Origin of the sequence: Epibacterium sp. Ofav1-8 (genome assembly GCF_022348185.1) — a bacterium.
Classification (GTDB): domain Bacteria; phylum Pseudomonadota; class Alphaproteobacteria; order Rhodobacterales; family Rhodobacteraceae; genus Epibacterium.
This window is the reverse complement of record NZ_JAKRFD010000010.1, coordinates 1-19,839: the sequence shown is the minus strand read 5'-3', so window position 1 is coordinate 19,839 and position 19,839 is coordinate 1. Positions and strand designations below refer to the sequence as shown.

Here is a 19,839-nt window from a genome sequence, read left to right as displayed (position 1 = left end):
TCCCATGTGCGGCATTGTTGGAGTACTCGGCAACCACGAGGTTTCGCCCATTCTGGTCGAAGCGCTGAAACGGCTGGAGTATCGCGGCTATGACAGCGCCGGCATTGCCACGGTCAATGACGGGCGGCTGGACCGTCGCCGCGCGGTGGGCAAGCTGGTGAACCTCTCGGATGCTCTGGTGCATGATCCGCTGCGTGGGAAATCCGGCATCGGCCACACCCGCTGGGCCACCCATGGCGCGCCGACCGTGTCCAACGCGCATCCGCATCAGGCAGGCTGCGTGGCGGTGGTTCACAACGGCATCATCGAGAACTTCAAGGACTTGCGCGACGAGCTTGCCGGTCATGGAATCCGCTTTGTCACCGAAACCGATACCGAGACCGTGGCGCTCTTGTGTGAATTCTACATGCGTGACGGCACCTCTGCCACGGAGGCCGCGCGCAAGACCGTGGCGCGTCTGGATGGCGCTTTTGCGCTGGCCTTCCTGTTTGACGGTCAAGAGGATCTGATGGTCGCCGCGCGCAAGGGCTCGCCGCTGGCTGTGGGCCATGGTGAGGGCGAAATGTATGTGGGTTCGGATGCGATTGCGCTGGCCCCGCTGACGGATCAGATCACCTATCTCGAAGAAGGCGATTTTGCGGTCCTGACCCGCCAGAGCCTTGAGATCTGGGACGCCAAGGGCAACCTCGCCAACCGCGAAATGCGCCAGATCAAGCTGGAAAACGCCCGCGTCGACAAGGATGGCCACAAGCACTTCATGGCCAAGGAAATCGCCGAACAGCCGGTTGCAGTTGATAAGGCGCTGAAGGCCTATCTGAGCGACAGTGGCGAGATCCAGATGCCAGAGGGGCTGGATTTCAGCAAGATAGAGCGCCTGTCTCTGGTCGCCTGCGGTACGGCCTATTATGCCTGTATGGTGGCGAAATACTGGCTGGAAACCATCGCGCGCCTGCCGGTCGAGATCGATGTGGCCTCCGAGTTTCGCTACCGCGAACCGCCCGTCAGCCCCGGCACGCTGGCGCTGTTTGTCTCGCAGTCTGGCGAGACCGCCGACACGCTTGCCGCGCTGCGTTACATGGTGGGCAAGGCGGATGTCATCGCCGGGCTGGTAAATGTGCCCGAAAGCTCCATCGCACGGGAAAGCGATGTGGTGATGCCGATTTACGCAGGCCCAGAAATCTCCGTGGCCTCGACCAAAGCCTTCACCTGCCAGTTGACGGTGCTGTTGATGCTGGCGCTCAAGGCGGCGCAGGATCGCGGTCTGCCCCTGCCCGGAGGCATGCCCGCCGACCTGCGCGCCCTGCCCGGTCTGATCCATCAGTCGCTGGCGTCTGAGGCGCAGATTGCCACCGTCTCGCGCGATCTGGCGGGGGCACGCGATATTATCTTCCTTGGTCGCGGTCAGCTTTATCCGCTGGCGCTGGAGGGCGCGCTGAAGCTCAAGGAGCTGAGCTATATCCACGCCGAAGGCTATGCCTCGGGCGAGCTGAAACACGGGCCCATCGCATTGATTGATGACAGTGTCCCGGTGATCGTGATGGCGCCGCGCGATGCACTGTTTGAAAAGACCATCTCCAACATGCAGGAGGTGATGGCACGCGGCGGGCGCGTGGTGCTGGTGACCGATGCCGATGGCGCGCGTGAAGCCTCTGACGGCACCGCTGAGGTCATCACCATGCCGCAGGTGCCCGATGCGCTGGCGCCGATCCTCTATGCCATTCCGGCACAGCAGATCGCCTATTTCACCGCGATTGCCAAAGGCACGGATGTGGACCAGCCGCGCAACCTCGCCAAATCGGTGACGGTCGAATGACGCCGGACGCGGCGCTGGACGCGCTCCGGGCGCAGGTTGAACCGGGGCGCGCAGAGCAGATGATCGCCTATCACAAACAGAGCCGCACGGTTCTGGGTGTCGGCAATGAGGTGCTCAACACGCTGTCGCGTGACTGGCGCGGGCAGCTGGACCTTGAGGCGCGCGTGGAACTTGCCGCAGGCCTCTGGGCCAGTGACATTTTCGAAGCGCGCATTCTTGCGGCCAAGTTGCTGACGCAGGCCCGGATCAAGCCAGACACGGCGGTCTGGGATCTTGTGCAAACCTGGGTTCCCGATTTCGACAGTTGGGCGTTTGCCGACCACGCGGCCTCGGCCATTTCCAAGCGTTTGCAGGCTGATCCGGCGCGGCTGGATGTGGTGGAAGGCTGGACCACATCGGACCATATGTGGAGCCGCCGTGCGGCGCTGGTCTCCACTCTGCCCTGGGCCAAGCTGGCCAATCCAAAACCTGCGGATCTGGACACGCGCGCGCGCATCCTCGGCTGGGCGGCGACCTATGTGCAAGACCGCGACTGGTTCATCCAGAAGGCGATCAGCTGGTGGCTGCGGGATCTGTCGAAACATGACGCGGACCGCACCCGCGCGTTCCTGGCGGAACATGGCGATCAGATGAAAGCCTTTGCCCGTAAAGAAGCGGCAAAATACCTGACCTGATCCGGCGGGCCAGATCCCGAGAGTAAACCGGGTCCGGGGATCAGACCGGGCCGACCCGGATCTCCACCAGTTCCGTCAGCGGCAGGCCAAGCGCGCGCATCCCGTCGATCGACAAGCGGCTGCCCTGACCGGCGGAACCGGAGATCGGCTCCAGCGTCACCACAACCGACTTGCCGTTCGGCGCGGTCAGGCGGGCATTGCGGCGCGAGGACACCAGCGGTGTTTCCATCCACAACCCATCGCGACCGGGATCGCCCAGACCTGCAACGGTGGTTTTCTGGCCAACAAACGACTGCGCTGACGCCACAACGGGCGCAGGCGCGCTCGTCTGCGGTGCGGCAGCCGGTGCCTGCGTCGTCTGCGGCGCTGCTGCGGCGGTGGTCTGCGGCGCGGTCGCAGGGGCGGCCTGCGGGGTCGGCCGAATGGCCTCCTGCGTGGAGGCCGGCGACGACCAGGACTGCCCACCGGAGGCGGCCAGTTCCTCTGTCTCGACAGACGGCGGCGCATCCGGGGACCGCGGTGTCATCGGCTCCATCTGCACGCCGCTGCCCAGCCCTTGCAGGACCTGCGAATTCAGATGAACGCCACCAAGGGCGTTACAGGCGGAAACGCCACCGGCAACGAGGACGGCAAGCGTCAGGTGTTTGAAAGCACGACGAGTCATGCCGCGACCCTAGCCGCAGCGCGGCGAGGATACCAGCAAGAATGCCGCCATCTGATACCGTCTCGCTATTGTCCTGAGCGAGTTACCGCCTTACCTATGTCTTTATGACAGCACCTCTTATTGATCCCTTCGCGCGCGCGATCACCTACCTGCGGGTCTCGGTCACCGACCGTTGCGATTTTCGCTGCGTCTATTGCATGTCCGAGAACATGACCTTCCTGCCGAAGAAAGAGCTTCTGACGCTGGAAGAGCTGGACCGCATGTGTTCCACCTTTGTAAATCTCGGGGTCGAGAAGCTGCGCATCACCGGCGGTGAGCCTTTGGTGCGCCGCGACATCATGACCTTCTTCCGGTCGATGACCCGCCATCTGGACAGCGGCGCGCTCAAGGAGCTGACCCTGACCACCAATGGCTCGCAGCTGGAAAAACATGCGCAAGCACTGTTTGATGCAGGTGTGCGGCGGGTCAATGTCTCGCTTGATACGCTGGATGAGAAGAAATTCGCGGATGTCACCCGCTGGGGTCGCTTGCCGCAGGTGCTGCGAGGCATTGATGCGGCGCAGGCTGCGGGGCTCAGGATCAAGATCAACGCGGTTGCGCTCAAGGGCTTTAACGAGGACGAGCTGTTCTCGATGACCGCATGGTGCGCCGAGCGTGGCATTGATCTGACGTGGATCGAAGTGATGCCAATGGGCGATATCGGCAATGAAAGCCGGTTGGGCCAGTATTGGTCGCTGAAGGATGTGCGCAAAGCCTATGAGGCCGGCTATCAGGTCACCGATCTGGCCGAGCGCACCGGTGGCCCTGCCCGCTATGTGCGGCTGGAGGAAACCGGCCAGAAGATCGGTTTTATCACGCCGCTCAGCCATAACTTCTGCGAAAGCTGCAACCGGGTGCGCCTCACCTGCACTGGTGAGCTGTATATGTGCCTTGGTCAGGAAGACATGGCCGACCTGCGCGCGCCGCTGCGGGACCACCCCGACACCGAGGCCCCGCTGGAAGAGGCCATTCGCGCCGCCATCAACCTCAAGCCCAAAGGGCATGATTTTGACTACTCCCGCCAGACCGTGGACGGCCAGATGCCGCGCCACATGAGCCACACCGGCGGGTAAGGCCCCACATATGAGCGATCAATCGCAGGTCCGCCCGACCCTGCTCTATCATCTTTATCGCGGTGCCTCAGCACTGTTGGCCCCGCTGATGTGGTCCAAGGTTGCGGGCAAGCTGCGCCAGCATGGCGTGCCCGAGCCGCGGGTGCGCGAGCGTCTGGGCTATGCCACCCTGCCCCGCCCCGCGGGCCGTCTGGTCTGGTTCCACGCCGCAAGCGTCGGAGAAAGCCTGTCGGTGCTGACGCTGATCCACCGCCTTGGTGAGGCGGCGCCGGATCTGGAGTTTCTGATCACATCGGGCACGCCCACCTCGGCCGATCTGATTGCCAAGCGGCTGCCACCCCGCACCCGCCATCAGTTTCCGCCGCTGGATACCGGCGCGGCGGTGGCGCGGTTTCTGGACCATTGGAAACCCGACCTTGGCATTTTTGTCGAGAGCGAGCTATGGCCGCAAATGCTGGTGCGCGCACGGGGGGCGGGCGTGCCACTGGTGCTGTTGAATGCGCGCCTGTCACCGAAATCCGTCGCCAGTTGGACCAAACGCCACGCCACGGCGCAGTTCCTGCTGGATCAGTTCGCACTGATGCTGACGCAGAATGCGCAAACCGCCGTCAACCTGAAGGCCATGGGTGCCGATCCCGCCCGTCTGAAGGAAGGCAGCAACCTCAAGGCGCTCTCCGATCCGCTGCCGGTGGATCAAGACACGCTGACAGAGGTCCGCGACGCCATTGGCCCGCGCCCGGTCTGGGTGGCCTCCTCCACCCATGAGGGCGAAGAGGAGACCGTGCTGGCGGCGCATAAAGCGTTGCTGGTGGATCACCCCGATTTGCTGCTGCTGCTGGCCCCGCGCCATCCCCACCGAGGCGACCAGCTGGAGGCGATGATTGCCGAGGCGGGCTTGACCTCGATCCGGCGCAGTCGCGACGCCCTGCCCCGCACGTCGACGCAGGTGTATCTTGCCGACACGCTGGGCGAGGTCGGCATCTGGTACAGCCTGTGTCCGCTGGTTTTTCTGGGTGGCTCCCTGCGCGACATCGGCGGTCACAACCCGTTTGAGGTGATGCAGGCCGGTGGCGCGGTGCTGACCGGTCCCGGGGCCTATAACTTTGCCGAATCCTTTGCCGAGCTGATCGAGACCGGCGCAGCCCGGGAAGTGACCAGCGCCGAGACGCTGACCGCAGCTGTGGGGACTTGGCTCGACACGCCCCATGCCCTAGACACGGCGCGCGACCGGGGTCGCGCCTTTCTGGCGCGCCAGTCGGATCAGATGCATCACACCGTGGCGGCGCTGCTGGACCTGCTGCCGCCCCAGCCATGAAGGGCGCCCCATGAGCCAGATCGACCTCCGCCAGATCGACGTGATCGCGCCGAATTTCAAGAAACGCTACTCCGGTGTGACCTCCACCGTGATCCGGCTGGTGCCGTTGCAAGCCCGAGAGATCGGCATCTGTGCTGCCACCCCAGACCTGCCACCGGAAGTGCCGCAGGTGAAACCCTCCGCGCTCTGGTCGATGTCGCGCAGCGGGCCCTCCGGCACCCGCGTCTGGCACGCCCGGCGCAACAACGAGATGGTCGCCGGGCTGGCGCTCAAATACCTGCTGGGCAAGAAACTCAAGCTCCTGTTCACCTCCGCCGCGCAACGCCGCCACACCGGGTTCACCCGCTGGCTGATCCGGCGCATGGATGCGGTGATTGCCACCTCGGCGAAATCCGCAAGCTATCTGGAGCGCGCGGCGACGGTCATTCGCCACGGGATCGACTGCGATCTGTTCCAGCCGGTCGCGGACCGCGCCGCCCTGCGCCGTGCCCTGGACCTGCCCGAGGACGGCATTCTGGTCGGATGCTTCGGACGTATTCGCCATCAGAAAGGCAATGACCTTTTTGTCAAAGCGATGATCGAAGCCTGCCGCGCCAACCCGCAGGCGCGCGGCCTGATGATGGGGCGGGCAACCGCCGACAATGCCGAGTTTCTGCAAGGCCTGAAGGATGAGGTCGCCGCCGCCGGCCTGTCGGATCGCATCCTGTTTCGCGACGAGGTTCCGGTCGAGGATGTGCCCCGCCATTTCCAGGCGCTGGATCTCTATGTCGCGCCGCAGCGCTGGGAAGGCTTCGGCCTGACCCCGCTCGAAGCCATGGCCTGCGGCGCACCAGCAGTCGCCACACGCGTTGGCGCCTTTGAGGAGCTGGTGGTGCCCGCCGAAACCGGCACCCTGTGCGACATCGAGGATCTCGACAAGATCACCGCGGATATGATCGACCTGATGTCAGACCCGGACCGGCTGCGCCGCATGTCCGCCGCCGCGCGCGATCACGTACAGCGGAATTTTCGTCTGCAGGGCGAAGCCGCGGCAATTCTTGCGGTCTATCGCCAGCTCCTTTCGGCCTGACGGAATGCCGTCAAGGCGCTGAAAGGCCGACATTTTCCGGATTCCTTCCGAACCTGAGCCCACGCGATACATAAAATTCTCGGAACCTTTCCTGTCGCCCCGCCGTTGTTAGGACAGTCGGTGCCACACGGCGCCTCGTCTATTGACAGATGTCATGCAGAGCCATGACCAGGAGGTTTTTGATGTTCAATAAAGTTTCGCTTGCCGTCGTTACGCTTGGATCGGCCATCGCCCTCACCGTTCCCGCATTTGCCCAATCCACAAACCCGATGGTCGACAAGGATCTGCGCGTTCTGCGGGTGTCGACCGGCGTCTGTGACAGTGCCAAGCAGGAAATGGCCGCCTGGGCGGCGCGCATCGACGGGCACGGGTCCTACGCGGTGCCGGTCTACCCTGCCAACGCGTCGATCGATTGTGCCGAACCGGCCGCCGTGCTGCCGGTGGGTCAGTCCTGGGGGTTTGACGACCAGAAAGCGGCCGACATCGCTGCCATGAGCCAGTGTCAGGCCAATCTGCCCGACGGGTTCGACAGCTGCGCCATCGTTGGCCAGAGTTTCGACAAATAACCAGCACGGAAATAACCAGCAGGTGCCGGGGATCGACGATACGCCGATCCGCATCCCGTGATAGCTGCAATAATCTACACCGCAAAAGGGGGCCGTTTGGCCCCCTTTTTCATCGTTCCATCAACGCAGACGCGCCCCCGCCCCGCAAGGCGAGGGGAGCGGTCGCGCGGGCCGCGATCAGGCCGCCGGCAGGCGTTGCTCGACGATTTCGGCCCACCAGCTGCATCCCGCTGGGATTGCATCATCGGTGAAGTTGTATTTGGGGTGGTGCACTGCGGCGGTGTCGCCGTTACCCACCAGGATATAGGCCCCGGGGCGCTCTTCCAGCATGAAGGCAAAATCCTCGCCGCCCATGACCAGCGGCGCCTCGTCACACTGACCGGAAACATCACGCGCCACTTTAGCGGCGAATTCGGTCTGTTCCTCGTGGTTCACCATCACCGGATAGCCCCGGTGATAGGTCACCTCCGCCGCGCCGCCAAAGGTGGCGGCGATGCCGGAGCAGATCTCGTTGATGCGGGTTTCGGCCAGGTCGCGCAGTTCCTTGGCCATGGTGCGCACGGTGCCCTTGATCTGCACCCGCTCTGGAATCACGTTGAACGCCTTGGAGGAGGTCTCGAACGAAGTTACCGACACCACGATCTGATGCACCGGATCGGCGTTGCGCGCGGCGATGGTTTGCAGGGCAAGTACCGCCTGCGCTGCCATCACGGTCGAATCCACGGTCTCATGCGGTTTTGCGGCGTGGCCGCCCTTGCCGGTGAAGGTGATGTCGAACTGGTCGGTCGCGGCAAAAAACGCGCCCGGGCGGATCGCAAAGCTGCCCACCGGACGGCCCGGCCAGTTGTGCATGCCATAGACCTCCTGGATGCCCCAACGGTCCATCATGCCGTCGTCGCACATTTCCTTGCCGCCGCCGCCGCCTTCTTCGGCGGGTTGGAAGATCACCACCACGGTGCCGTCGAAGTTGCGGGTCTCCGACAGGTACTTTGCCGCGCCAAGGAGCATCGCGGTATGGCCGTCGTGGCCGCAGGCATGCATCGCATTTGCGGTCTTGGAAGCATACTCCAGACCGGTTTCCTCGTGGATCGGCAGCGCGTCCATGTCGGCGCGCAGGCCGATGACCTTGCCAGAGGTATCGGATTTGCCCTTGATCACGCCCACGACGCCCGTGCGGCCAATGCCCGTGACCACCTCGTCGCAGCCGAATGCCTTCAGCTTTTCCTCAACCAGCGCACTGGTGCGATGGGTTTCAAACAGGATTTCCGGGTTTTCGTGAATGTCTCGTCGCCATTCGGTGATCTCGGCCTGCAATTCGGCAAAACGGTTCTTGACGGGCATAAGTCTCTCCTAGGTGTTCGGTGAATCCAAGGCCGCGCGCACGGGTTGGCCGGCCTTGGGGTGGGCCTGTGTTCAGGCGATGGGCATCCGGCCTTCGCACAGTTCCACAAACCAGCTGCATCCCAGCGGGATGGCATCGTCATCGAACTGATAGGCCGGATGGTGGCACATGGCGGTGTCGCCATTGCCCAAAAAGATATAGGCGCCGGGCCGGGCTTCAAGCATATAGGCGAAATCCTCCGACGGCATGATCGGCGCGGCATCGGGATCGACGCTCTCGGTCACGGCCTGCGCAGCCTTGACCGCATGGGCGACCTCGGCGGCGGTGTTTTCCGTCACCGGATAGCCCGGCGTCCATGTGACCCTGGCCGTCGCGCCAAAGGCCGAGGCGGTATCCTCGGCGACACGGCGCACGCGCGCCTCGGCCAGCTTGCGGTTCTCCGCATCCAGCGTGCGCACGGTGCCCTTGAGCTTGGCCCGATGGGCGATCACATTGGAGGCGGTGCTGTCGGTTTCAAAGGTGCCGACGGTGAGCACGACGCGGTGAATCGGGTCCACGTTGCGCGACACGATGGAGTGCAGCGAGACCACGATCTGCGACGCCACCAGCGTGGTGTCGATGGCATCATGGGGCGCGGCGGCATGGCCGCCCTTGCCGGTCACTTCAATTTCAAATTCATCCGAGGAGGCCAAGAGGCCACCGACGCGGGTGGCGATATGGCCCACCGGCAGGCCCGGCATATTGTGCAGGCCATAGACCTCCTGCACGCCCCAGCGGTCCATCACGCCATCATCGACCATGGCCTTGCCCCCGGCCCCGCCTTCCTCGGCGGGCTGGAACAAAAGCACCACGGTGCCGTTGAAATTGCGCGTCTCAGAGAGGTATTTTGCAGCCCCCAGCAGGATCGCGGTGTGGCCGTCGTGGCCGCAAGCGTGCATCTTGCCCGGTGTTTTGGAGGCATAGTCCAGCCCGGTTTCCTCGTGGATGGGCAGCGCGTCCATATCGGCGCGCAGGGCGATCACCTTGCCGGATGCGGTGCTCTTGCCCTTGATGACGCCAACCACGCCGGTCTTGCCGATCCCCGGCACCACCTCGTCACAGCCAAAGGCGGTCAGGCGTTCCTGCACCAGCCCGGCGGTGCGGTGCACGTCATACATCAACTCGGGGTGTTCATGGAAATCATGACGCCACGCGGTGATTTCGGGCAGCAACTCGGCAAATCGATTCCTGACGGGCATGAGAGACCTTCCTTAACCTGTTAGCGAATGAGTGACGCAAGCCTCGCCGGAACGCAAGGGCTGTGGCCGGGCGAACCACCACGTGGCCTCCCGGCGCGCCGACACCACACGGCGTGCCAGCAGGAGTGACGTTGCGTCAGATCAATCGAGGGCCCCGGGCCACCGGCGCGCCCCCCTGTCAGGTCACTGCATAAGCCGCGCCACCAGATCGCGCATGAACTGGTGGCCCGCCTCGAATTGCGCCACGGTTATGAACTCATCCGCCTGATGGGCCTGGGCAATATCGCCGGGTCCACAGATCACCGCGGAATAGCCGGCCTCCTGATATTGCCCCGCCTCGGTGCCATAGCTCACCACATGGCTGCCGTTGTCGCCGGTCAGGCCGCGCACCAGGCTTTCGGCGGCGCCGTCCTCCTCGGGCACCAGCCCCGGAACATAAAAAACCTGCTCGACCTCGATGCGCGTGTCGGGATGCACCGCCTGCATCTCGGCCTCGACCCGGGCAACCTCGGCGCGATAGGTGGCCTCCCACTGGGCCAGCGACTCGCCCGGCACGGCGCGGAAATCCATCCAGAACTGGCACGCGCCCGCGGTGATGTTATGCGCCGTCCCGCCGGACACCATGCCCACGTGACAGGTGGTCCAAGGCGGGGTGAACATCGCGGCCACCTCGGTGGCGGGCTTGGCACGGTTCTCCGCATTGCGCCGATTGGCCCAGTCGATCAGCCGCGCCCCTTCCATGATGGCGCTGACGCCCTCATGCATGAGCGAGCTGTGCACCTCGTGGCCCACCACCCGCGTGGCAAACCCGGCGCCGCCCTTGTGACCGGTGACGGCCTTCAGCATCGACGGCTCTCCGACGATCACCGCTTCGGCCCTGGGCAGGTGTTTCTGGATCTCGACGATCAGCGGCGGCGCGCCCGTGCAGCCGATTTCCTCGTCAAAGGTATAGGCCAGCTGCAAGGGCCGTTTCAGATCCGCATAATGGCCCTCGACCAGCGCCCAGAGCGCCAGCGCGTCGAACCCCTTCATGTCGGCGCAACCACGGCCAAAGTATTTGCCGTCGCGCTCCACGACCTCATAGGGGTCAGAGGTCCAGTCCTGCCCCTCCACCGGCACCACATCGGTATGGCCCGACAGCAGCACGCCGCCGTCGATCATCGGGCCGACATGGGCGTAAAGCCCGGCCTTTTCCGGCTGCTCCGGATCCACCCAGATGTGATGGGCGATGCCATGGCTGTCGAGATACCCCGACACCCAGTCCACCAGCGGGCGATTGGTGTCGCGGCTCACGGTCGGAAACGCCACCAAACGCGCCATGATCTCCAGCGGGGTCAGACGGTCGGCCATGCCTCAGTACCCGGAATCGGTCATCAGCACAAAATGGCCCGGCTCCACCTCCACGTAGTCCGAAGGCTCGGGCGTGTAGCTCATATCGTGGATCGGCGACGGGATCGGCTTGAAGTTCAGATCCTTCTCGCTCTTGCGCTGGTTTGGGTCGGCGATCGGTACCGCCTTCATCAGCGCCTGCGTATAGGCATGGGCGGGGTTTTCGAACACCCGCGCCCGCGGGCCGATTTCAACCAGACGCCCCAGATACATCACGCCGACCTGATGGCTGACGCGCTCCACCACCGCCATGTCGTGGCTGATGAACAGGAACGACAGCTCCAGATCGGCCTGCAATTCCATCATCAGGTTCAGAACCTGCGCCTGCACCGACACGTCCAGCGCCGAAACGGCCTCATCCGCGACGATCAATTTCGGGTTTAGTGCGAGGGCGCGGGCGATCGCGATCCGCTGACGCTGGCCACCGGACATCTCGTGCGGGAAGCGACGCATGAAGCTGCGCGGCAGATGCACCCGATCAAACAGGGCCGCCACCCGGTCCTGAATTTCAGAGCCGGAGGCGATGTTGTAGTTCTTCATCGGCTCTGCGACCTGATCCATCAGCTGCATCTGCGGATTGAGCGAGGCAAAGGGATCCTGAAAGATCATCTGCATATCCAGGCGCGCCTTGTGCAGATCCCGCTGGTTGAGGCCGAGGACATCGCGGCCCTCGAATTCGATCTTGCCAGAGGTGGGCTCCACCAACCGCAGGAGCGACCGACCACAGGTGGATTTGCCACAGCCCGATTCCCCCACAAGGCTCAGGGTCTGACCCTTGAACACCTTGAACGACACATCCTCGACCGCATGCACCTGCGCCACCGTGCGGCGCAGCAGCCCCCCTTTCACCGGAAAGCGGGTGACGAGGTTTTCCACGTTCAACAGCACCTCATCGGTGCCTTTGATCGGCTTGATCTCGGCCTGTTCGACGCCCATCAGCTTCATCGGCTCCGGGTAGTCCTTGCCGCGCATCTCGCCGAGTTTTGGAACCGCCGCCAGCAGCGCCTTGGTATAGTCGTGCTGCGGGTTCTCAAAGATCTCGTGGACGGTGCCCTCTTCGACCTTGTTGCCGCGATACATGACCACCACGCGGTCGGCCATCTGCGCCACCACCGCCATATCGTGGGTGATGAACATCACGGCAGTGCCGGTTTCGCGCTTCAGACGATCCATCAGCGCAAGAATTTCGGCCTGGATGGTCACGTCGAGCGCGGTTGTGGGCTCATCCGCAATCAGCAGGCGCGGCTCGCAGGCCATCGCCATGGCGATCACCACCCGCTGGCGCATGCCGCCAGAGAGTTCATGCGGATATTGCTTCATCCGCCGCTCGGCCTCGGGGATGCGGACCTCGCGCAGAATCTCGATGGCGCGGGCTTCTGCCTCTTTTTTGGTCATGCCCTTGTGGATTCGCAGACCTTCAGTCAACTGGCGGCCCACGGTGAACACCGGATTGAGCGCGGTCATCGGTTCCTGGAAAATCATCCCGATCTGATTTCCGCGAATCTGCTTCATCAGATCGCTCTCGGCCTTGGCCAGATCGATGGGCTTGTCGTCGCCCGGATCGAACATCAATTCGCCACCCGCAATGGTGCCACCGCCGTATTCGACCAGACGCATCAGCGAGAGCGAGGAGACAGATTTGCCCGATCCGGACTCTCCCACGATGCACAATGTTTCACCGGCCGTAACGTCAAACGAAACATTCTCAACCCCGACCACCGGGCCGTCCTTGGTTTCGAACTCGACCCGGAGGCCTTTGATCTGAGCAATGGGCTGGTCCAACATCCACGTATCCTGTCTGTTTTTTGGCGGCACCGGAGCAGTACCTGTTGGGGCGCGATCTAAGCCGATGCAACCGGTAGCGTCAAACCCCCGCACGGATTTCCTGTTACGCAGGTCTTGCATTTTCTGAAAACTCTGTTTCGATACCGGCAGTGAACGCCAAAGGCGACAGGGGGTTATGAAAACAGGTCCGACACAACGGACCGCAGATCCGGAGCTTCGGCTTTCGGGCTTTCCTGACATCCATACGTCCGCGGTGGACGCACATTCCAAACTGCGCCGCGCAGGATTTGCGCGGGCACGGGATGCGCCGTTAACAGGCGTAACCTGTACAACAAAAACACTATGTCGGTTCCGACAAGGAGAGTGCAATGACATTGAAAACCCTTCTGCTGGGGGCTGTGGCATCCGCCGCCTTCGCCCCGGCTGCCTTTGCCGAGCGTGGCTCGGACGGCCAGGTCAACATCATCTATTGGCAAGCCCCGTCCATCATGAACCCGTTCCTGTCCGGCGGCACCAAGGACGTGGAAGCGGCCTCGCTCGTGATCGAGCCGCTGGCGCGCTACAACGCCTCTGGCGAGATGGTGCCGTGGCTGGTCGAAGAGGTCCCCACCGTCGAGAACGGCGGCGTGAGCGAAGACCTGACCCAGATCACCTGGAAGCTGAAGCCCGGGATCAAATGGTCCGACGGCTCCGATCTTACCTCTGCCGATGTGAAATTCACCTATGACTACTGCACCCACCCCGAGGGCGGCTGCGCGCAGGTGACCAAGTTCGAAGGCGTGACCTCCGTTGAAACCCCGGACGACAGCACCATCGTCGTGACCTTCGAAGAGGCAACGCCCTTCCCCTACGGTCCCTTCGTCGGTGGCGAGAGCCCGATCATTCAGGCCGCCCAGTTCGCGGACTGCCTCGGTGCCAAGGCCCCGGAATGTACCGAAGCGAACTTCAGCCCGATCGGCACCGGCCCCTTCGTGGTCGACGAGTTCAAGCCGAACGACGTGATCACCCTCTCCGCGAACCCGAACTATCGTGACCCGGCAAAGCCCGCCTTTGCAAAGGTCCTGTTCAAAGGTGGCGGCGATGCGACCGCAGCCGGCCGTGCCGTGATGGAAACCGGCGAGTTCGACTATGCCTGGAACCTGCAGCTGGCACCTGATGTCATCTCGCAGATGGAAGCCGGCGGCAAAGGCAAGGCCGTTGCGGGCTTTGGTCCGCTGCTGGAGCGCATCATGCTCAACAACACCAACCCCTCTCCGGATCTCGGCCCGGAAGAGCGTTCGGTGATCCGTCCGCACCCGTTCCTGTCCGACCCGGCGGTCTACAAGGCGATGTCCATGGCCATCGACCGTCCGCTGCTGGTTGAAATCGGCTACGGCAAGGCCGGTCGTGTGTCCTGCTCCTGGGTTCCGGCCCCCGAAGCCTTTGCGATCAATCCCGAAGGCTGTGACACTCAGGACATCGCCGGTGCAAACGCCCTGCTCGACCAGGCAGGTATCGTTGACACCGACGGCGACGGCATCCGCGAAAAAGACGGTGTTCCGCTGAAGATCCTCTACCAGACCTCGACCAACGCCGTCCGTCAGGACTTCCAGGCGCTGATCAAACAGTGGTGGAGCGAGATCGGCATCGAAACCGAACTGCGCAACATCAACTCCTCCGTGTTCTTCGGCGGCGACCCGGGCTCCCCGGACACCTTCCAGAAGTTCTATGCGGACGTTGAAATGTACGCCAACACCTTCAATGGCACCGACCCGCAGTCCTACTTCGGCAACGGCCTGTGCGACAAGGCACCGACTCCGGCGTCCCAGTGGCAGGGTGAGAACATCTCCCGCTTCTGCGACGAAGAATTCGACGCCCTGCACAAGGAGCTGACCCAGACCGCCGACATGGCAAAGCGGATCGAGATCGGTCAGAAGCTGAACACCATCGTGTTCGAAAAAGGCGGCATGATCCCGCTGGTGCACCGTGGCCGTCTGTCCGCACATTCCAACACCCTCGGCGGTGTTGACCTGAACGTGTGGGACAGCGAGCTGTGGAACGCAGCAGACTGGTACCGCGCCGAATAAGCGCTCATCCGCAGTCAACAGGGCCCCGGACATCGTACCGGGGCCCACTGGTTTTCGCGTTACCGTTTCTCAACCCAATCCGGCATTGTTGTCACGTCGGAGTTGACTTAAGAGACCCGGCATGACGCGCACCCCGCCCCGCTGGGGCAAGGCAGACGCGGACCTCTCGACAAACTCAATTGCAAAGGCGCCCGGCTGATGCTGACTTTTACCATCCGACGGCTGATCCTCGCAGTGCCGACGCTGCTGTTCATCAGTCTCGTGATCTTCCTGCTCCTGGAACTCGCCCCCGGCGATCCGATGGCGCAGGTTCCCCTGACCGTTCCCCCCGAAGTGAAAGAGAAGATGCGCATCGCCCTCGGCCTTGGCGAGCCCGTCCACATCCGGTTCTGGAAGTGGATCGTGCAGTTCTTCTGGATCGAACCGCAGGTTCTGGTCGATCATATCTTCGGCACGTCCTTTTCCGCAGGTGACCTGCGTGTGATCTCCTGGCAGACCCGCTCGCCGGTGATGGACATCGTGGTGCAGCGCCTGCCGCAGACCCTCTGGGTTGTGGGCACCGCCTATATCGTCGCGATCCTGATCGCGCTGCCGATCGGCATCTATTCGGCCTATCGCCAGTACAGCTGGTTCGACCAGCTCGGCACCTTCGTGTCGATGGTGGGCTTTTCCGTGCCGCCGTTCTTTTCCGGCGTGCTGGTGATCGTGATCTTCTCGGTGCAGCTGGGCTGGTTCCCGTCGATCTATGACACCACGCTGGAGGTCACCAGCTGGGAGACCTTCGTGAAACAGCTGCAGCAGATGGTGATGCCGGTGATGGTGCTTGCGCTGCAGATCACCGCACAGCTCAGCCGCTTCATGCGCGCCTCGATGCTCGACAACCTCAACCAGGATTACGTGCGCACCGCGCGGGCCAAGGGTCTGGGCGAGTATGTCGTGGTCATGGTGCATGTGCTGCGCAACTCCATGATCCCGGTCGTGACCGTGATCGCGCTGGGGATTCCCGCGATCTTTGGCGGCGCCATCATCACCGAACAGGTGTTCAAGGTGAATGGCATCGGCCAGCTCCTGATCGGCGCCATCCAGGCCAACGACCTGCCCATGGTGCAAACCCTGACCTTCATCTTTGCCGTGCTCATCGTGCTGTTCAACCTGATCGCCGATGTGCTCTATGGCATTCTCGACCCGAGGATCCGCTATGACTGACGCTGCAAAAGACAAGACCCTGCAGCATTCCAGCGTGCAGGAGGAGCTTTCGACCCCGCCGCGCAGCCAGTGGCGCGACATCTGGGACCAGTTCAAATCCCACCGCGGGGCACTGTTTGGCGGCTGCCTGTTCCTGCTCATCGTGCTTGGTGTGGTGGTGGGCCCGTTCGTCTACTGGAACGATGCAAAATTCGTGCCCACGGGCCGCGACTTCATCACCCTGCGCGACATGCGCCCGATCTATCACGCGCTGTGGGACCCCTCGGCCAAGATGGACTGGGCCTATCCGCTGGGCACCGACAACCTCGGTCGTGACACGCTGGCGCGGCTGATGTTCGGCGGTCGCGTCTCGCTGGCGGTGGGCATGGCGGCGATGATCCTGGCGCTGATCCTCGGCAGCCTGATCGGGGTGCTGGCGGGCTATTTCAAAAAGCTCGACGGCCTCCTGATGCGGTTGACCGACCTGTTCCTCGCCCTGCCCCTGTTGCCGATGATCCTGGTGGCGGCGGTGCTGTTCCGCGAGAGCCTGTCGCAATCCATCGGCCCCGAAGGCGGCATCTTTGTACTGATCGTCTGCCTGATCGGGATCACCTCCTGGATGCCGACCGCGCGGATCGTGCGCGGCGATGTGCTGGCGATCAAGGAACGCGAGTTCGTGCTCGCGGCGCGCTCCATCGGCACCAAGCCGGGCAATATCATCGCGCGCCACATCCTGCCGAACGTGCTGTCGCCGATCATGGTCTCGGCCACGCTCGGGATCGCCACCGCGATCATCACCGAGTCGGCGCTGTCGTTCCTCGGCTTTGGCTTCCCGCCGGATTTCCCGACCTGGGGCCGGCTGCTGAATGATGCGGTGGACCGGATGACCCTGTTCCCGGAGCGTGTGGTCTGGCCCGGTATCCTGATCTCGCTGACGGTGCTGTCGGTGAACTACCTCGGCGACGGCCTGCGCGATGCATTGGACCCACGCATTCGGGGCCGCTGAGGCACTATTAACAGTCGAAAAGGCCGCCCGATGAGGCGGCCTTTTTGATTTCAACCTCAAGGGGCGGACATCCGTTTTCTAATGCAGGCTCTTGCGAATGCGGCGCACCGCCAGGAACACCGCACCAATCACCAGCGGCGTCAGGATCGCCGTCAGCATGCCCTTGCTGAGATCCAGCGCCTTGCCCAGCGGATAGAGCGCATAACCCGCAAGCGACACCGCGTAATAGCTGATCGCCACCACCGAGAGCCCCTCGACCGTGTGCTGCAAGCGCAATTGCAGATCCGCGCGGCGGTCCATGCTCTCCAGCAGGGCTTGGTTCTGCGCCGAGCGTTCCACATCGACCCGGGTCCGCAGCAGCTCCCCTGCCCGCCGCGCCCTGTCGGCCAGCACCGCCAGTCGCTTCTCGCTGGACTGCACCGTGCGCATCGCGGGCTCGAACCGGCGCAGCATGAATTCCGCCATGGTCTGAAACCCCTCGAACCGCTGTTCGCGCAACAGGGCGATGCGCTGATTGACCAGCGCCTCATAGGCCCCCGTCGCGCCGAACCGAAACGCCGATTGCGCCGCCATCGCCTCCAGCTCCGCCGAGATCGTCAGGAGCTGGGACAAGGTCTGCTCCGCCGGCACATGGCCACGGGTCATCTCGCCCATCATCTCCGACAGGGAGGCATCCATGGCGCTGATCGTCGGCGTAAGCCCCCGTGCCCGCGAGAACCCGAGCATCGACATGGCGCGATAGGTCTCGATCTCGCAGATCCGCTGCACCACGCGCCCCACCCGCTGCGGGCCGGTCTCGGCATTGATGAAAAGCGCAAAGCGCGCATGGCCCGCCGGGTCGATGCGGAAATCGCCCGCCACCACCGCGTTGTCATCCAGAACCGAGGCCATGGCGAGGCTTTCGGGCACAAACCAGTCGTGCACTTTCTTCTTGATCTGCTCCTGCGGCGGGCGCGGCACGATGCGGATCAGCGCCGAGGTCACCCGCTGCCCCGGGGCCTGCGCCAGCCAATCGGGCGGGAACAGATCGAAGTCCTGCGGATCAAAGGCGCGGTCGCTGACGCCCTCCCCGTGCAGCGTGTAGGACACAAACTCCGTGTGTTGCTCCCATTTGAGGGTATGGCGCCCCAGCTGCGCCGTATGATGCGTCGCCCCCGGTTGCGGATGCGGGGCCCCGTGCCGATCCAGCAGATCCTTCAGATGCTGAAGATCCGCCATCCGGTCCCGGTGCACCGCTTCCTTGGGCTGTTTCACCGCCAGATAGGCCACGGTGGCGGGCACCGGGATGGTCGGAAACGGGCGCGCATGCAGCTCATTGGCAAGCTGGTAGCGCAGCGGGTGATCTTCTATTGCAGCCATGGCAACCTTCCGGAACGAGTTTCCAGACCCTAGTCAGGATCACCGCCCTTTGTAAAGTTTTTCATGGCATTCAATGACTTAGCGGGATGCAACGGTATACAGATCAGGCGGCCCCGGCCTCGAACACCTCGATTGCGGCATTCAGCCCGTTGATTGCGGCGGGCATGCCGCCATAAACGGCCATCTGCCAGATCACCTCCAGGATCTCCTGCTGGCTCGCGCCGGTGGCCAAGGTGTGGCGGATATTGACCTTGAGCTGCGGTGCGGTCTGTCCCCCCAGCGCCGTCAGGGCCGCCACGGTACAGAGCTGCCGGGTCTTGTGATCGAGCCCGGAGCGTGCGTAGTGGCGGCCATAGGCCCATTCCACCAGGCTCTCCGCCATGTCGGGCACATGGGCGTCGTAGGTCTCCGCCAGCGCCGCCTCCAGCCCCGGGTTCATGTCGGCCAAGAGGGCGCGGCCCTGCTCCAATGCGTCAGACATCTGTACTCTCCTGTGTCAGCTTGTGTTCCATGTCCCGATAGAGCGCGACCTTGCGATCCATCAGCGCCAGTGTTTCCTCCAGCGCCTGCATCTGGGCCTGCATATGGCTGCGGTGCGCTTCCAGCATGCGGCGGCGCTCCGGCACCGTGGCCGCGCCTTCGGCCCGCAGGCGGGCATAACGGACCCGGTCGGCCTGCTTCATGCCGGTGGCGTTGAGCTGCGCCAGAAAGCGGATCCAGCCCAGCACCTCCTCCGGGTAGTCGCGCCGCCCGGCCCCGTCGCGCGGCGGTGGCTCGATCAGGCCGATCTTTTCGTAAAAGCGCAGCGTGTCGATGCTGAGGCCGGTCTTCGCGGCCACCTGCGATATCCGCATGGGCGCTCTCCCTGTTGTGGTGATGAGTCGCGGGCAGCATAGGTGCTGGAGTGCACTCCAGCACAAGCGATTTCTTCTGGCTGGGCGATTGGGGGCTCTGCCCCCGGCCCGAACGGGCCTCCCCCGAGATATTTATGGAAAAGATGAAAGCAAGAAGGGCGCCCCGTTCGGAGCGCCCCCTGTGTCGTGTCAGCACACCCGTCGTTCAGTCGATGAGGTTGAGGAGCGTGCTGAGGGATTGTTTTGCGTCGCCGTAGAACATGCGGGTGTTGTCCTTGAAGAACAGCGGGTTCTCGATGCCAGAATACCCCGTGCCCTGACCGCGTTTGGAGACAAACACCTGTTTCGCCTTCCAGCACTCCAGAACCGGCATGCCGGCGATGGGCGAGTTGGGGTCTTCCT

At 63.5% G+C, this 19,839-nt stretch carries 18 protein-coding genes; 9 read left to right on the top strand and 9 right to left on the bottom strand.

The window, feature by feature from the left end; all coding sequences use genetic code 11:
• Window positions 1-4: 4 nt before the first annotated feature.
• Both glmS and MHM97_RS15835 read left to right on the top strand, forming a co-directional pair.
• Window positions 5-1,813, top strand: coding sequence for a glutamine--fructose-6-phosphate transaminase (isomerizing) (glmS, locus tag MHM97_RS15840; protein ID WP_239323336.1), 1,809 nt, complete (start codon window positions 5-7; stop codon window positions 1,811-1,813).
• A complete protein-coding gene (locus MHM97_RS15835) occupies window positions 1,810-2,487 on the top strand; it encodes a DNA alkylation repair protein (RefSeq protein WP_239323335.1) in 678 nt (225 codons plus the stop codon). Before glmS ends, MHM97_RS15835 begins: the two co-directional genes overlap by 4 nt.
• A gap of 40 nt (window positions 2,488-2,527) precedes the next feature.
• Here MHM97_RS15835 and MHM97_RS15830 read toward each other — a convergent pair whose 3' ends face one another.
• Complete coding sequence (locus MHM97_RS15830) at window positions 2,528-3,151, bottom strand: hypothetical protein (RefSeq protein WP_239323334.1); 624 nt, start codon at window positions 3,149-3,151, stop codon at window positions 2,528-2,530.
• A 104-nt stretch (window positions 3,152-3,255) separates the two neighbouring features.
• Between MHM97_RS15830 and moaA the strand changes: the two genes are divergently transcribed.
• The 4 genes from moaA (at window position 3,256) to MHM97_RS15810 (ending at window position 7,213) form a co-directional block, all read left to right on the top strand.
• Window positions 3,256-4,263 (top strand): GTP 3',8-cyclase MoaA, encoded by a 1,008-nt coding sequence (gene moaA / locus MHM97_RS15825; protein WP_239323333.1) that lies wholly within the window; start codon window positions 3,256-3,258, stop codon window positions 4,261-4,263.
• Between the two features lie 10 nt (window positions 4,264-4,273).
• On the top strand, window positions 4,274-5,578 hold the full coding sequence (locus MHM97_RS15820) for a 3-deoxy-D-manno-octulosonic acid transferase (protein WP_239323332.1): 1,305 nt from the start codon (window positions 4,274-4,276) through the stop codon (window positions 5,576-5,578).
• 10 nt (window positions 5,579-5,588) lie between these two features.
• Window positions 5,589-6,647, top strand: a complete 1,059-nt coding sequence (locus MHM97_RS15815; protein ID WP_239323331.1) for a glycosyltransferase family 4 protein — start codon at window positions 5,589-5,591, stop codon at window positions 6,645-6,647.
• Between the two features lie 182 nt (window positions 6,648-6,829).
• Window positions 6,830-7,213: a hypothetical protein gene (locus MHM97_RS15810; protein WP_239323330.1), complete on the top strand. Its 384-nt coding sequence runs from the start codon at window positions 6,830-6,832 to the stop codon at window positions 7,211-7,213.
• A 177-nt stretch (window positions 7,214-7,390) separates the two neighbouring features.
• On the opposite strand, the gene MHM97_RS15805 is transcribed toward MHM97_RS15810, so the two are convergent.
• The 4 genes from MHM97_RS15805 to MHM97_RS15790 form a co-directional block, all read right to left on the bottom strand.
• On the bottom strand, window positions 7,391-8,554 hold the full coding sequence (locus tag MHM97_RS15805) for a M20 aminoacylase family protein (RefSeq protein WP_239323329.1): 1,164 nt from the start codon (window positions 8,552-8,554) through the stop codon (window positions 7,391-7,393).
• 72 nt (window positions 8,555-8,626) lie between these two features.
• Window positions 8,627-9,793, bottom strand: coding sequence for a M20 aminoacylase family protein (locus MHM97_RS15800; protein WP_239323328.1), 1,167 nt, complete (start codon window positions 9,791-9,793; stop codon window positions 8,627-8,629).
• A gap of 183 nt (window positions 9,794-9,976) precedes the next feature.
• On the bottom strand, window positions 9,977-11,143 hold the full coding sequence (argE, locus tag MHM97_RS15795; protein ID WP_239323327.1) for an acetylornithine deacetylase: 1,167 nt from the start codon (window positions 11,141-11,143) through the stop codon (window positions 9,977-9,979).
• 3 nt (window positions 11,144-11,146) lie between these two features.
• Window positions 11,147-12,967 (bottom strand): ABC transporter ATP-binding protein, encoded by a 1,821-nt coding sequence (locus MHM97_RS15790; RefSeq protein ID WP_239323326.1) that lies wholly within the window; start codon window positions 12,965-12,967, stop codon window positions 11,147-11,149.
• 368 nt (window positions 12,968-13,335) lie between these two features.
• Between MHM97_RS15790 and MHM97_RS15785 the strand changes: the two genes are divergently transcribed.
• The 3 genes from MHM97_RS15785 (at window position 13,336) to MHM97_RS15775 (ending at window position 17,224) form a co-directional block, all read left to right on the top strand.
• Window positions 13,336-15,033: a peptide ABC transporter substrate-binding protein gene (locus MHM97_RS15785; protein ID WP_239323325.1), complete on the top strand. Its 1,698-nt coding sequence runs from the start codon at window positions 13,336-13,338 to the stop codon at window positions 15,031-15,033.
• 198 nt (window positions 15,034-15,231) lie between these two features.
• A complete protein-coding gene (locus tag MHM97_RS15780) occupies window positions 15,232-16,239 on the top strand; it encodes an ABC transporter permease (RefSeq protein WP_239323324.1) in 1,008 nt (335 codons plus the stop codon).
• Window positions 16,232-17,224, top strand: a complete 993-nt coding sequence (locus tag MHM97_RS15775) for an ABC transporter permease (protein WP_239323323.1) — start codon at window positions 16,232-16,234, stop codon at window positions 17,222-17,224. Before MHM97_RS15780 ends, MHM97_RS15775 begins: the two co-directional genes overlap by 8 nt.
• A 78-nt stretch (window positions 17,225-17,302) precedes the next feature.
• On the opposite strand, the gene MHM97_RS15770 is transcribed toward MHM97_RS15775, so the two are convergent.
• The 4 genes from MHM97_RS15770 to MHM97_RS15755 form a co-directional block, all read right to left on the bottom strand.
• A complete protein-coding gene (locus tag MHM97_RS15770) occupies window positions 17,303-18,583 on the bottom strand; it encodes a DUF3422 family protein (RefSeq protein WP_239323322.1) in 1,281 nt (426 codons plus the stop codon).
• A 103-nt stretch (window positions 18,584-18,686) separates the two neighbouring features.
• A complete protein-coding gene (locus tag MHM97_RS15765) occupies window positions 18,687-19,064 on the bottom strand; it encodes a carboxymuconolactone decarboxylase family protein (RefSeq protein ID WP_239323321.1) in 378 nt (125 codons plus the stop codon).
• Window positions 19,057-19,437 carry a MerR family transcriptional regulator gene (locus MHM97_RS15760; RefSeq protein WP_239323320.1) on the bottom strand — a complete coding sequence of 127 codons (381 nt, stop codon included), beginning with the start codon at window positions 19,435-19,437 and terminating at the stop codon, window positions 19,057-19,059. The genes MHM97_RS15765 and MHM97_RS15760 overlap by 8 nt, the downstream gene beginning before the upstream one ends.
• A gap of 205 nt (window positions 19,438-19,642) precedes the next feature.
• Window positions 19,643-19,839, bottom strand: a 197-nt coding sequence (locus tag MHM97_RS15755; protein ID WP_239323319.1) for an NAD(P)(+) transhydrogenase (Re/Si-specific) subunit beta, incomplete at its 5' end; no start/stop codon positions are given.